10 protein-coding genes and 1 other annotated feature are annotated in these 14,779 nt (G+C 37.4%); of the genes, 7 read left to right on the forward strand and 3 right to left on the reverse strand.

The window, feature by feature from the left end; translation table 11 throughout:
• The first annotated feature begins 268 nt into the window (after positions 1–268).
• On the forward strand, positions 269–2,395 hold the full coding sequence (locus tag ABH968_RS15195) for an ATP-dependent Clp protease ATP-binding subunit (protein ID WP_370045200.1): 2,127 nt from the start codon (positions 269–271) through the stop codon (positions 2,393–2,395).
• 49 nt (positions 2,396–2,444) lie between these two features.
• Here the strand turns inward: ABH968_RS15195 and ABH968_RS15200 are convergent, their stop codons facing one another.
• On the reverse strand, positions 2,445–2,639 hold the full coding sequence (locus tag ABH968_RS15200; RefSeq protein WP_370045201.1) for a YjzD family protein: 195 nt from the start codon (positions 2,637–2,639) through the stop codon (positions 2,445–2,447).
• A 1,412-nt stretch (positions 2,640–4,051) separates the two neighbouring features.
• Between ABH968_RS15200 and ABH968_RS15205 the strand changes: the two genes are divergently transcribed.
• Positions 4,052–4,990: a beta-ketoacyl-ACP synthase III gene (locus tag ABH968_RS15205; RefSeq protein WP_370045202.1), complete on the forward strand. Its 939-nt coding sequence runs from the start codon at positions 4,052–4,054 to the stop codon at positions 4,988–4,990.
• Between the two features lie 31 nt (positions 4,991–5,021).
• Entirely contained in the window at positions 5,022–6,263 is a 1,242-nt protein-coding gene (gene fabF / locus ABH968_RS15210; RefSeq protein WP_370045204.1) for a beta-ketoacyl-ACP synthase II, read from the forward strand.
• 704 nt (positions 6,264–6,967) lie between these two features.
• On the opposite strand, the gene trpS is transcribed toward fabF, so the two are convergent.
• A complete protein-coding gene (gene trpS, locus ABH968_RS15215) occupies positions 6,968–7,957 on the reverse strand; it encodes a tryptophan--tRNA ligase (protein WP_370045206.1) in 990 nt (329 codons plus the stop codon).
• A gap of 94 nt (positions 7,958–8,051) precedes the next feature.
• Positions 8,052–8,285, reverse strand: a binding site (T-box leader).
• A gap of 1,038 nt (positions 8,286–9,323) precedes the next feature.
• On the opposite strand from trpS, the gene spxA reads away from it, so the two are divergent.
• The 4 genes from spxA (at position 9,324) to pepF (ending at position 14,007) form a co-directional block, all read left to right on the forward strand.
• Positions 9,324–9,719 (forward strand): transcriptional regulator SpxA, encoded by a 396-nt coding sequence (gene spxA / locus ABH968_RS15220; protein WP_024362527.1) that lies wholly within the window; start codon positions 9,324–9,326, stop codon positions 9,717–9,719.
• Between the two features lie 434 nt (positions 9,720–10,153).
• On the forward strand, positions 10,154–10,822 hold the full coding sequence (gene mecA, locus ABH968_RS15225) for an adaptor protein MecA (protein ID WP_370045207.1): 669 nt from the start codon (positions 10,154–10,156) through the stop codon (positions 10,820–10,822).
• 206 nt (positions 10,823–11,028) lie between these two features.
• Positions 11,029–12,147, forward strand: a complete 1,119-nt coding sequence (locus ABH968_RS15230) for a competence protein CoiA (protein WP_370045209.1) — start codon at positions 11,029–11,031, stop codon at positions 12,145–12,147.
• Positions 12,148–12,195: 48 nt separating this feature from the next.
• Positions 12,196–14,007: an oligoendopeptidase F gene (gene pepF / locus ABH968_RS15235; protein WP_370045211.1), complete on the forward strand. Its 1,812-nt coding sequence runs from the start codon at positions 12,196–12,198 to the stop codon at positions 14,005–14,007.
• Positions 14,008–14,537: 530 nt separating this feature from the next.
• Here the strand turns inward: pepF and ABH968_RS15240 are convergent.
• The gene (locus tag ABH968_RS15240; protein WP_370045213.1) at positions 14,538–14,705 is read right to left on the reverse strand and encodes a hypothetical protein; all 168 of its coding nucleotides are present in this window, start codon (positions 14,703–14,705) and stop codon (positions 14,538–14,540) included.
• Positions 14,706–14,779 lie beyond the last annotated feature (74 nt).

A 14,779-nucleotide genomic window follows, 5' to 3' on the forward strand; every position in this document is an offset into this window, starting at 1 on the left:
TAACCATATCTCCAACACATCGCTTTCTTTTTGTAAAGATATCTAATTATTACAAAAGGATGGTGAACATTTCGATACTAAATCTAAGAAACATAGTTTTATTATAACGTAATTTTCCAGTTATAAGGGGAGAAATTTTAGGGCTAATTCTTTGCTAAGGTTTGTCGTATGTTGTAAAATAAAGTTAGTCAAAAAAGGTCAAACATTTTTCGTGAAACAGAATGGCAAACGGGATTCCGCTTAACATTATTGAAAAGGAGCGCTAAATATGCAATTTCAACAATCAAATGACAAAAAACCATTAGAACAATTTGGGCGTAATTTAATAGATGAAGTAAAAAACGGTAAAATGGATCCGGTAATCGGCCGTGATGAAGAAATTCGTAATGTCATTCGTATTTTAACACGCAAAACGAAAAATAACCCTGTCTTAATAGGTGAGCCGGGGGTTGGTAAAACAGCTATTGTAGAAGGGTTAGCCCAACGTATAGTAAAGGGCGATGTTCCTGAGGGGTTAAAGGACTGTGTACTGTATGAGTTGGATATGAGTGCCTTAATAGCAGGTGCTAGTTATCGTGGCCAATTTGAAGAGCGCTTAAAAGGTGTTTTAAAAGAAGTAAAAGAATCAGAGGGGCGCATTATTTTATTTATCGATGAAATTCATACAATTGTTGGTGCAGGTAAAACGGATGGTTCAATGGACGCTGGGAATATGCTAAAGCCAATGCTTGCACGAGGTGAGCTACATTGTATCGGGGCTACAACATTAGATGAATACCGTATGTATATTGAAAAAGATCCTGCTTTAGAGCGCCGTTTCCAACAAGTGCTTGTACGTGAGCCATCTATTGAAGATACAGTTTCCATTTTACGAGGCTTGAAAGAGCGCTTTGAATTACATCATGCAGTACGTATTCATGACCGTGCGATCGTAGCAGCAGCAGAGCTTTCAAATCGCTATATTACAGAGCGTTTCCTGCCAGATAAGGCCATCGATTTAATCGATGAAGCATGTGCGATGATTCGAACAGAAATTGATTCCATGCCACAGGAATTGGATGCAGTAACGCGCCGTATTATGCAGCTCGAGATTGAGGAGCAAGCGTTACGTAAGGAAAAGGACGAGGCAAGTAAAAAGCGTCTAGAGCAACTCAGTGAGGAATTAACGAAGCTGAAAGAATCCTCTGGGGATATGCGTAAACAATGGGAAACGGAAAAAGAAGCGTTACACGGCATTCAGAAAAAACGTGAAAAACTTGATAAATACCGTCGTGACTTAGATGAAGCAGAAAGTAAATATGATTTAAATAAAGCAGCCGAACTACGTCATGGGAAAATTCCTACACTTGAAAAGGAAATTCAAGAGATGGAAAAACAATTAGAGAATGGTACGGAATCACGTATTTTACGTGAAGAGGTAACAGCTGATGAAATCGCATCTATTGTTTCACGCTGGACAGGCATACCAGTGATGAAATTAGTAGAAGGTGAGCGTGAAAAATTATTGCGCTTAAAAGATACATTGCATGAGCGTGTAGTCGGACAAGATAATGCTGTACAACTTGTCACAGAAGCGGTATGGCGTGCTCGAGCTGGTATCAAAGACCCGCAACGACCAATTGGTAGCTTTTTATTCCTAGGGCCAACAGGTGTTGGTAAAACAGAGCTTGCGAAGGCACTAGCGGCACAGCTGTTTGATTCTGAGGATCATTTTATTCGCATTGATATGAGTGAATATATGGAGAAACATAGTGTATCACGTCTTGTAGGGGCACCTCCAGGCTATATTGGCTATGAAGAAGGTGGACAATTAACAGAAGCAGTTCGCCGAAATCCATATTCAGTTGTATTATTAGATGAAATTGAAAAGGCCCACCCTGATGTTGCGAATATTTTACTGCAAATTCTGGATGATGGACGCATTACGGATAGCCAAGGTCGTATGGTCAACTTTACGAACACAGTGGTCATTTTAACTTCTAACATTGGCTCAAGCTATTTAATGGAAGCAAAAGAAGACGATGTTGCAGTTGAGGATTTAGTGATGGCTGCACTGCGTCAACACTTTAAACCAGAGCTGTTAAATCGTATGGATGATATTATTATGTTCCATGCATTATCAGATGAACACTTTACTGCGATTGCTTGGAAATATGTCGAACAGCTTGTCAAACGAGTTGCAGAGCAAGACATTACTTTACAAGTAGAACAAAATGTAATTGATTGGGTTGTAGAACAAGGAGCAGATGCTCAGTTTGGCGCAAGACCACTAAAACGCTTCGTGCAACGTTATATTGAAACGGCGGTTGCAAAAGAATTGCTTCGAGGTGAAGTATTACCAGGAGAAACATTGCACATTAGAATGCATGATGGCCAATGTGTTGTTGAAAAATAACAAAAAAAACCTGTTCCGCATTGAGCGAAACAGGTTTTTTCTAGTTGAATTAATGATTGTCTGCAGCTTCTGGAGTTGACTCGTTTGGAATAACTGCACCGATGATGAAAACAAGAATTGTAAATACAACTGATGTGACAACAGCAGTTTGGAAATCAAACGTTGTACCAAGTACAGAGCTTACTACGTAGTTTAACATTGAAACTAGTAGGAATGACCATATGAATGTTACGATATATTGCATTAATTTCACCTCAACCGAACTTTTTTATATCATTATCATATCATAACATAAATCGAAAAAAAAAGAACCTTTTCTGTGAAACATGGCGAATTTGTCACATCGATAACCTTACTTTTGTACTTTCATGCAATTTCAGTAGGATCGGTGAAATTCGAAGACGTCGCAAATGCTGATTGCTAGGGAGTGTCCATGGTCGTTTAAATCTAAGGAGAAGTCGTTCTATTCGTAGTCGAGTCGATTAAGGCAAAAAGCATTATTTTAATTCATCTTGTCCCTGTTCTTCATTATGAGTTTGATTATTCTTGAGCGGTAGTTTTAAAATCTTCAACGAAACTTCTCACTTCTATTTCCACAGAAATAATTGGGGATATAATAAGAATTATGGGTGGAAAGAGAATGAGAATGAGAGATTTTTTAAAAGAAATTATTAAAGAAGTTAAAAGGCAACTAACAAACGAACAACCATCAATTGAGAACATTTTAGATGGCAAAATATTCTAAGTTATCTCATACCGAGGTGGTTTATTGGGGTCATCTGTGTGTTGGTCATTTTTAATTTGAAACTTTTTTACGTACCATTCGTATTATAACTAGACCATTCGAATTGATAGAACTGAAAAAAGGGAGAAATGAATTTTTGAACCATTGAATGAAACAATTACTTTTTGTGATTTACTTGATTACCATTGCGGATGCGTATTACTCTACGTTGTTTATTGAACCAAAAACACCACCGCAACACCAGACGATTAAAGCGTCAGCCATTACGTTGACACAACTACGGTAGCAAACCTAACAAAAAGAAACGTACAACATGTCGTTTGAAACCTTCTGTGCTGCAACCCATCAAGCGATTTTTTCAGATCACTAAGTGTTCCAAAGAGAACGTGATCCTTAACGACCTATTAGAGAATAGATTGGACGTACGCAGATTCATGCGAGAGCCACCTTTCATCTTTTTACGATATCGACTTTTACGTTGTTGATAATATATGTTAGCAATTGTTAGGCTAAAGCTGCAGATCTATTTGCAGCTTTTTTTCATTAACCGCCATTATTAAATTTTTCAGCCTCAATTATCCCCCAAAATACGCTTTTTCTTGCATCAGCTCTAAAAGTTGGAGATGACATTTGTTAAATCGTATACCATGTATATAAGTTGATTGGAGGAGGCTGGGCGATTCCTTAGGGCTTATCGGACGCCCCTAGTCGGAACGGAAATCAACCCCACGTTATGGTGATGAGCTCATTATCTTTCATTATTTTTTAAAAATTGTACATATCAAGAAACCCCTTGATACTACTAGTTTTAAGACGTTAAATTTAATTCATCTTGCACCTCTCCTTCATTATGAGTTATAATTATGACCAGTTACTAATAATTGATAGTAAGAAAGCAGAGGGGTTGCTAAATGAACGCTGGTATTATAGGAATTGGCAAATACGTTCCGGAGAAAGTCGTAACAAATTTTGATTTAGAAAAAATTATGGACACTTCGGATGAATGGATTCGAACTCGCACAGGGATTGAAGAACGCCATTTTGCCGCAGAGGACCAAGAAACTTCAGATTTAGCAGTAGCTGCAGCAAAAGAGGCTATTGCAAAAGCAGGTATTACACCAGAGGAAATAGGCTTAATACTTGTAGCAACAGTAACACAAAATCAAACGTTTCCAAGTGTAGCATGTATGGTTCAGGAGCAAATTGGAGCAGTCAATGCAGCTGCGATGGACCAAGCGGCTGCATGTGCAGGATTTATATATAGTTTAGTGACAGCAAAGCAATTTGTAGAATCAAATACTTATAAATATGTCTTAGTAGTAGGTGTTGAAAAGCTGTCGAAAGTACTTGATTGGGAAGATCGTAATACCGCTGTGTTATTCGGTGACGGTGCAAGTGCAGCAGTTGTTGGTCCAGTATCAGAAGGTAGAGGTATTTTATCATTTGAGCTTGGAGCTGACGGTACAGGTGGAAAGAATTTGTATTTAACACAGCAGGACACAATCGCTATGAATGGCCGTGAAGTATTTAAGTTTGCAGTTCGTCAAATGGGTGAATCTGCAGTAAATGTATTAGAAAAAGCAGGTTTAACAAAAGAAGACGTAGATTTTTTAGTGCCGCATCAGGCGAATATTCGAATTATGGAATCTGCTCGTGAGCGTCTAGAACTACCACCGGAAAAAATGTCGAAAACGATTCACAAATATGGTAATACGTCGGCAGCGTCTATTGGTATTTCCTTGGTAGATGAGCTTGAGGCAGGTAAGATTAAAGATGATGATTTATTAGTACTTGTTGGATTTGGCGGTGGCTTAACATGGGGTGCCGTTACAATTAGATGGGGAAAATAAAAAACGAAAAATGCTTGAGGGGAGTAAGACAATGAGTAAACGACGAGTAGTAATTACAGGAATTGGCGCAGTTACACCACTAGGAAATAGCATCGAAGAAACATGGACTAACATTAAAGCAGGAAAATCTGGCGTTGGCGAGTTAACACGTTTAAATAAAGATCTTTTCGCAGCAAAAATTGCCGCTGAAGTGAAAGACTTCAATATTGAAAAGTATATTGAACGTAAAGAAGCTCGTAAAATGGATCGCTTTACACAGTATGCCTTAGCAGCATCCATCATGGCGATGGAAGATGCACAATTAACAATCGATGAAGAACTAGCACCACGAGCAGGTGTCTGGATTGGCTCTGGAATCGGTGGTATGGAAACATACGAACAACAATTTTTAACATTCCAAGAGCGCGGAGCAAGACGTGTAAGTCCATTCTTTATTCCAATGATGATTCCAGATATGGCTTCAGGCCAAGTGTCGATTCACTTTGGGGCAAAGGGTATTAACTCTTGTTCAGTAACTGCTTGTGCTTCAGGCACAAACTCCATTGGGGATGCTTTTAAAGTAATTGAGCGTGGCGATGCAGATGTTATGATTTCTGGTGGTGCAGAGTCGCCAATCGTTACGATGGCAGTCGCAGGCTTCTGCGCAAATACTGCATTATCTTTAAATACAGATCCAGAAACAGCTTGCCGTCCATTCGATAAGAATCGCGATGGTTTCATCATCGGTGAAGGTGCGGGTATTGTTATTTTGGAAGAGTATGAGCACGCAAAAGCACGCGGTGCAAAAATCTACGCAGAAGTTCTTGGCTATGGTGCAACAGGGGATGCACATCATATTACAGCTCCAGCTCCAGAAGGAGAAGGTGCTTCTCGTGCAATGATGCAAGCTTTAACTGATGGTGGCGTAGAAGCTTCTCAAGTAGACTATATTAACGCACATGGAACAAGTACACCTTATAATGATTTATTTGAAACACAGGCAGTAAAAACAGTCTTTGGTGAACATGCCTATAAGCTTGCAATGAGTTCTACAAAATCAATGACAGGTCACTTATTAGGTGCAGCTGGTGGTGTTGAAGCTATTTTCACAGCGCTAGCACTGAAAGAAGGCATTTTACCACCGACAATTAATTTAACAGATCCAGATCCAGAATGTGATTTAGATTATGTGCCGCATGAAGCTCGAACAGTAGATATTAAATATGCTATGAGTAATTCACTTGGGTTTGGTGGACACAACGCTAGTCTACTATTCAAAAAAATCGAGGAATAATAAAGTAAAACTTTAATCAGTGGGGGTTTCCTCTCCCACTGATTATTTGTCTTCACTGTTGCTAATGTTTAGTTTTATCACTATAAATTAGAGCGATATGCAAGTAGATACATGCTATGTGAAGTGGTTGATTGGAGTGGAGACTGGGCGACTCCTCGGGGATTAGCGTCACAGATGAGACCCTGGAGCGCAGCGAAGCGGCTCATCGGACGCCCCCAGGAAAGCGCCCAGTCGGAACGGAAATCAACCCCTCGTTTTGCCACAGAGCCTCGCTTTATTTAATTTTAATAATTTTCAATAACATAAAAAAACGTCAGCCTAATTTACGTGGCTGACGTCTTTTTTTATAGTTTTGTGAATAGATGATAATTAAGAAGAAACAGAAAGGATGCTTTATCTTGTTCCGACTCTTTTTATTTTTAATGAGCTACGGCTTATTGATTCTCTCCGTTGGGAATCTCATATTGTATTTGAATTATCGGACACTTGGATATTCCTGGATAGTTGTTTTTAAATTCATGGCACATACATCAGCATTTTATATGGCAATTGGATCAGCCATTGTGCTATGCGCTGTTGTGCTTGATCTTGGTTATGATAAAACTTTAAACGAAAAAGATAAGATGTAACTCTTAAATTACCCTCTTTTTGGCCAAGCTTCATTCACATAGGGACATCAATCCCAAGATGATGAAGTTTTCTTTTTAGCGAAGTGCACGACCAAGGCCCATTGCTTTTTCCATGCGTTTTAATGTAGCACTTGCAATAGCATTTGCCTTTTCAGCACCTTCATCTAAAATAATATCAAACTCTGAGGATTCTACCAAATTATAGAACTTTTCTTGAATTGGTGTCAGGTGATCAATAACCGTTGCTGCAACACCTTGTTTGAAACCACCATAGCCAACGCCTTCGTATTTTTTCACAAGATCGTCAATAGATACGCCTGAAATGGCAGATTCGATTGTTAGTAAATTTGAAACACCAGGTTTATTTTCCACATCAAAGGCCACAATACCATCAGAATCAGTAACAGCAGACTTAATTTTTTTCTCAATATCTTTCGCTGAATCTAAAAGCTTGATGGTCGCTTTTGTATTTGGATCAGATTTACTCATTTTCTTTGTAGGTTCTTGTAGTGATTTGATACGAGCTCCTGCTTTAGGTAATTGAATTTCAGGAATCGTTAAAACATCGCCATAACGTTTGTTAAAGCGCTCTGCAAGATCACGAGTAAGCTCAATATGCTGCTTCTGATCATCACCGACAGGAACAATGTTTGTGTTATACAAAAGGATGTCTGCTGCCATCAATGGTGGATATGTTAAAAGAGCGGCAGATACGCTTTCCTTACCGTGAGACTTATCCTTAAATTGTGTCATACGTTCAAGCTCACCAATCGATGCAACACATTGTAACATCCAGCCTGCCTGTGCGTGAGCTGGTACTTCTGATTGAATAAATAATGTAGATTTTTTAGGGTCGATGCCAGTAGCAATATACGTAGCTGCTAGGTTGCGGATATTTTGACGTAATTCTTTTGGATCTTGTGCCACTGTTATTGCATGCTGATCGACGATACAATAAACAGCATCTCCTTCATCTTGTAATGCAGGGAATTGCTTAAATGCACCTAAATAGTTCCCTAAAGTTACAATACCTGTTGGCTGTACGCCTGAAAAAATAGTTGTCATTGTCATTTCCTCCTTGAATTTTGTTACCTCAGCTAGTCTTTACATAAGACCTATCCAAAATAAAAAACATCATGCGTCCTCATTAATTCTCTAATGAAGGGACGAATGATGTTTGAATCCGCGGTACCACCCAGCTTGCCTAAATAGGCCACTTTACTTCGTAACGTGAAGGGACGAGCTCTGCTAATAGACTTCAGTAAGGAAACTAAGCCGTTCACAAAGCTAACTCGGAAGTCCATTCCAAATGCTTACACGATCTGTTTGCAGCAACCACAGACTCTCTAAACGTGTAAAGTGCAAATGTACTACTCTTCGTCAGCGTTTTTTATTTAGTTCAATAACCGTCTTCCATCTGTATAGATGAGGTGAACTCACCAAAGACATAATTGATTGATTGCAAAAAATTATATTATAAAGGCTCGGTGAAATGCAAGTGTTTGAGACTCCACCCCTAAAGGGACAAGCTGACTAATTTCAGTGGGATTCCTGAGTAACTAAGCGTTCGCAGTCCATTTCTGTTTTGAACAGCTCTCAAGGTTGGGGTATCCCATTACCCCTCCCTATCTAGTGCATATAGCAGATAGGGCTACGCTACTGTTACCATAGCGTATAGTTGGTATCGTTCGATGTGTTTTAGCGTCTTTTTCTTGACGACACATATTGTTTTACCGATAGCATGAATTAGGCTATCGAACCTTATACAATATCCAATTTTCAATGAACGAGCGTGTTTTAAAGACTTATACTTGTCTATACATGGAGTATAACACCCTTTCAGACAATTGAGATAGCGAAAGCTAGCTCTTGTCTGACCTCACTTTCATCCCCGGGCTACACCCTGCATGGGCTTTCTCGTTCGGAAAATCTGTAAAGTCAGACTTTTGGCGGTGTTCTTTCTCGAAAAAAAATTATATGCTATTTGTGCTGCTTTTTTTTATCTATTCAGCATCCCAGGAAAGCGCCCAGTCGGAACGGAAATCAACCAAACGTTATGGTGATCAGCTATTTATTTGAAAATGCAACCAATATTAGTAAATATACGTCTATATTGTACGCACTGAACTGACAATATTCTCGTTTAAATTTTTTAAATGAGAACAAAAACAATCAGAAATGAGTGTTTAAAATGCGCTACGAATGGGAATATTATTAGTAGTTCATTAGATATGCTAAGAAGTAAATGCTGCTTTGAAAAGTTATATAAATAAACAGAAAATTTCGTGTGATAAGGTTATTCTTTTTTTATTGGAACTATATTCAAACATCACAGAGTACTGTATAATGGTATGTAGATTACATTACATTAATTCTAATTTAACACACTGGTTTATAGATAATGATTAAATGGAAAGGATGTGTCAGTATGATAGTAACTTTATTTACATCACCAAGTTGTACGTCTTGCCGAAAAGCTAAAGCATGGTTAGAGGAGCATGAAATCCCATATACAGAACGTAATATATTTTCCGAACCATTAAGCATTAGTGAAATTAAAGAAATTTTGCGTATGACAGAGGATGGTACGGATGAAATTATTTCAACTCGATCAAAGATTTTCCAGAAATTGAATGTTGATGTTGAAAGCTTACCATTACAACGTTTATATGAGTTAATTCAAGAGTATCCAGGTTTATTACGTCGTCCAATCATTTTAGATGAGAAACGTTTACAGGTTGGCTACAACGAGGATGAAATTCGTCGTTTCCTTCCTCGTAAGGTTCGTGCTTATCAATTACAAGAAGCACAGCGCATGGTGAACTAATATCTCCATATTCTGCATAGAATAAGTATTAGATGTTACATATGCAACAAGCATATTGTGACATCTATTTTTTTGTGTTTTACTTAAGTAAAACCTTCTATATAAAGTATAATAAATAATAGGGAAAAGTCATATATTTCCGTAAAGTATGTTAAACTTGATTTTAACTTAATAGTTTACTACAATTTCAATATTCAAATATCTTCTGTGAAACGGTGTATATCCTTTTCATTTTATGACAGAACAGCATACAATATAATTAGAGACAACTGTGGACAATTTAATTTTTGATTCGGTTGCTCGACGGTTTTTCTGTAGTGTGGTCAAAGGTTGAAAAACAAAAACTGAGTATGAGGTTAAAAACAATGAATAAAAGCATACTAATGAAACAAAACTGTTTTTCGACAAATGACAGTGAAGGGAGATGAGGTCTAGTGGACATCGAACGTGTAAACGAAAATACACTCAAGCTCTTTATTACGTACAATGATATAGAGGATCGCGGCTATAGTCGTGAAGAAATTTGGTACAATCGAGCAAAGGGTGAACAACTTTTTTGGGATATGATTGATGAAGTAAACACGGAGGATTACTTTGATGTAGAAGGTCCAATTTGGATTCATATCAATGCGTCTGAAGTTGGCTTAGAAATCATTGTCACACGTGCACATATTTTAAAAGACGGTGAAACCTTAGATGGTTCTTCGCATTTTGATGAACACAAAGAAATGTTTGCCCCATTCGAGGACGTTGGAGAGGATCTTCTCAGTCAACTAACTCAATTTGGTGACTTAGATGAGTCAGAGTTATTTATGGATACAGACATTTATGTTTATAAATTTAAAGATATTGATGAGTTAATCCCTGTAGCGAAACGCATAACAGATGAATTAGTGGATTCCTCATTATTTAAATATGAAAATTGGTACTATTTAGTAGTTGACTTCGCGAACGCAGATGAAGAACTAAATCATCACGATAGAAATGCCGTTATCAAAGAATTTTTAATACCATCGAATTTTACAATCCATCGCTTAGAGGAATATGGCGAAAAAATTATGGAATTTAATTGCTTTGAAACAGTACGAAAATATTTTATTTAAAGTAATAAGTACTTGATTCAGTGACTTAGACTGTAAACAAACTTGGTGATTATCAAGTTTATTTACAGTCTTTTTATTTAAAAGGATCTAGATTGAGGGAAAGTGAAATTTAAAAGATAGCAATTTTTAAATTTCAGGAAAAAGCCGTTCTTTATTTGTTGCTATAAAAACACTCCTTTACAATTAGTCAAAAAGGAGATGATTTTATGCTTACCGCTTATAACGAGCAGCAACAGATTTTTCTCCCATACCAATATTCAAGGGAAGCTTTACAACGACATAGACGGCAGATGAAATTTTATTGTCCTCAATGCCAACAGCCTGTCCAATTAAAGATAGGTAAATATAATATCCCTCATTTCGCTCATATTGCTAATAATAGCTGTGTACAGTTATTTGCAGAGGGTGAATCAAAACTTCATTTACAAGGAAAAGTCCAATTATTTGAATGGCTGAGAAAACTCGGGCATACAGTAAAGCTGGAGCCTTATTTACGGAAGCTTTCACAACGGCCAGATATGCTTCTGATAAAGGAGCGAAAGCAAATTGCCATTGAATTTCAATGTAGTACAATTTCTCATGAAAAGTGGCTAATGCGTACAGCTGGATATGAGAAAAATTCTATACAGTCGTTGTGGCTTTTTCAAACACCTCAAAGACAATCTACACAAGGTATTCAAAAAATTTCTATTTCCCCAATTATGCAAAAGGTGATAATAGCTACAGCACAAGGCTTGGCTTATTTAGTGACCTATGATGCAAACACATCGAGATTTATTTATTGGACGAATCTTCTTCATGTTCATGGGCATACTTTCATAGGTAAAGTACAAGAACTAACTATTCACAAGCAACATTTTCCCTTTTATGAGCCTAGATTAATTTCGAAAGAGGAATTTCATCTTTATTGGCAGCTTTATAAAAAGCATTGTAAGCAATTCGTATACCAACGATTATTCCATAGTAGAGATGGGGTACAAGATTCATTTTTACGAAGTTGTTATGAATTACGCTTTGCTTTAACTGCTATGCCTGATTACGTAGGTGTTCCGGTAAAAGATGCGGAAGCGATACCGATGTTTTCTATTGAATGGCAAACGAACTTACATCATTTTTGCCGTCGTTTACAATTATCACCTCATGAACTAGACGAGAGAACTATTCGATCGTTTTTAATCCAACAAAATGTAGAGGTTACAAACCAAGCGGTACAAGCTATCAAAAATTATGGAATGGTGCTGGCGAAAAGTTATCAGAATGATTGTTTTCTGGATATTTGTGAGCAAGTATACGCACATTTATTTGCAATTGACGCAATATACTGAGAAAATATGAGAGTAAAGGAAAAACTCACATATAAAGGGGGCTGGCACATGGCTAGTAATCAAGTTTTAGTAAGAAATGAAGTTCCAGAAGAGTTAACTTGGCGTTTGGAGGATATATTTGCAACTGACGCCCTATGGGAAGAAGAGTATAAAGAAGTTGCAGAAATTGCAAAAAAGGCGTCTAGCTATGCAGGTACTTTAACAAATGGTGCGGATGCGTTATTAGCAGTTCTAATTTATCACGACGATATTTATGAACGTACAATGAAGCTTTACACGTATGCTCATATGCGTTATGACCAAGATACGACAAATAGCTTCTACCAGGATATGAATAGTCGTATTCAAACATTAGCGACTAGTATCTCAGCTGCCCTATCGTTTTTAACACCAGAGATTTTATCATTGAGTGAAGAAATAATAGAACGTTACTTAGCTGAAAACAAAGACTTACAACTGTATAAGCAATCTTTAAAAGAAATAACGATGGCACGTCCGCACGTATTACCAGCAGAACAGGAAGCATTACTTGCACAAATGTCTGAGGTTACAGGTACTGCTTCAAATACATTTAGTATGTTAAACAACGCTGATATGGTCTTCCCTAAAGTGAAAAATGAAGACGGAGAAGAAGTGCAGCTAACTCACGGTAACTATAGTAAGTTTTTAGAAAGTAAAGATCGCACTGTTCGTGAAAATGCATTTAAAGTAATGTACGAAACTTATGGTAACTTTAAAAATACGTTTTCCGCTACATTAACTGGCAATGTTAAAAAGCATAATGTCAGCGCACGTATCCGTAATTATGATACTGCACGCCATGCAGCAATGTCTAACAACTTCATTCCAGAAAGTGTTTATGATCAATTAGTAGAAACAATCCATAAGCATTTACCAGCTATGCAGCGCTATATTTCGTTACGTAAGAAGCTTTTAGGTGTAGACGAACTGCATATGTGGGATTTATTTGCCCCACTCGTTAAGGAAGTCGATATGAAAATCACTTACGACGACGCGAAGGATATTTTAGTAAAGGCTTTGGCGCCACTAGGTGAGGAATATCAAGGTATTGTTCAAAGTGGACTTGATAACCGTTGGGTGGATGTCTTAGAAAACAAAGGGAAACGCAGTGGAGCATACTCTTCAGGCGCTTATGGAACAAATCCATACATTTTAATGAACTGGCAAGACAATGTTAATAATCTGTTTACACTAGCTCATGAATTTGGTCATAGTGTACACAGTTATTATTCACGTAAAAGTCAGCCATTTGTTTATGGCGACTATTCTATTTTTGTGGCTGAAGTAGCTTCGACATGTAATGAAGAACTGTTAAATGATTATTTACTGAAAACAATTGAAGACCCACAACAGAAAATTTATTTATTAAATCATTGGCTAGACGGCTTCAGAAGTACTGTTTTCAGACAAACCATGTTTGCTGAATTTGAGCACCTAATCCACCAAATGGATAAGAATGGTGAATCTTTAACGGCAGATCGTTTAACAGAGGTTTACTATAATTTAAATAAACAATACTTCGGCGAGGATATTGTTGTAGATGAGGAAATCGGCTTAGAGTGGGCTCGTATTCCACACTTCTACTATAATTACTATGTGTATCAATATGCTACAGGTAAATCTGCTGCAACAGCATTAAGTAAACAGATTTTAGAAGAGGGTACACCAGCTGTAGAACGTTATATTAATAACTTCTTAAAAGCAGGTTGCTCTGATTTCCCAATTGAGGTATTAAAGTCAGCAGGTGTTGATATGAACGTTACAAAACCGATTGATGATGCATGTAAAGTATTTGAAGAACGTTTAAATGAGTTAGAAAAATTATTGTTGAATAATTAATTTGGAAGGCTGTAGGAATGTCACTACAGCCTTTTTTCTATGATTATTTGAACGATAAAAATTTAAAGAATAATGATTTTTTTTGATTTCTAAATGTTTAAAAGTGCGTATCTTGAAAAAATACTGTTTGTAATCGCTTTCTATTTGACAAATTTGTGAATCTACCATCGGATTTATTGCTATATTTACTATTCCATGATAAAGTGATTCATGTGAAATAAATCACAAAACAAACATACACCCCTTTGTTTGAACGTGAACATTTCTCCCATCCCCTTTGTGAAAGAGAGGCGTCACTATCTGTCGAGGATAGTGGCGCTTCTTTTATTTTGTTATAAATCTCGATCAAACAGCGAAGTATTCCGATAAAACTCAAAAATGTTCCGATAAATCGCTGAAACGTTCCGACAAATTCCTAATATGTTCCGATAAATCACTAGAACATTCCGATAAATATATAGAGCCTAATAGTAGCGACAGGTACAGAAGTCTCCCACCTCTATAGGTGGTGAGATGATTGCGGTTTTAAGTCACTTTTCAGTGGGTGTCCAAACATCCGCTGAAATAAAGGAACTCAGTCTAAGAACGCCACGTCCTGTGGCAACGACTGAGTGACCAACATCATGTTGTTGCTGTCGCTGTCGCTTCGCTTTCGCACAGACAAAACACGTTGTTGCTGCCGCTACGTTTTCGCGCAAAAAACATCTGCAGGCCTAAGCCCAATAAAAGACAAATAAAAGCAAGTGAAGAAAACTTCACTTGCTTTTATTCT

Origin of the sequence: Lysinibacillus sp. RC79 (assembly GCF_041262405.1) — a bacterium.
Lineage (GTDB): Bacteria > Bacillota > Bacilli > Bacillales_A > Planococcaceae > Lysinibacillus.

Coding starts and splice junctions, on each gene's coding strand:
- ABH968_RS15200 (WP_370045201.1), bottom strand. CDS start 2,639: ATGCAATATATCGTAACATTCATATGGTCATTCCTACTAGTTTCAATG.
- trpS (WP_370045206.1), bottom strand. CDS start 7,957: ATGACAACTATTTTTTCAGGCGTACAGCCAACAGGTATTGTAACTTTA.
- ABH968_RS15230 (WP_370045209.1), top strand. CDS start 11,029: ATGCTTACCGCTTATAACGAGCAGCAACAGATTTTTCTCCCATACCAA.
- fabF (WP_370045204.1), top strand. CDS start 5,022: ATGAGTAAACGACGAGTAGTAATTACAGGAATTGGCGCAGTTACACCA.
- pepF (WP_370045211.1), top strand. CDS start 12,196: ATGGCTAGTAATCAAGTTTTAGTAAGAAATGAAGTTCCAGAAGAGTTA.
- ABH968_RS15195 (WP_370045200.1), top strand. CDS start 269: ATGCAATTTCAACAATCAAATGACAAAAAACCATTAGAACAATTTGGG.
- ABH968_RS15205 (WP_370045202.1), top strand. CDS start 4,052: ATGAACGCTGGTATTATAGGAATTGGCAAATACGTTCCGGAGAAAGTC.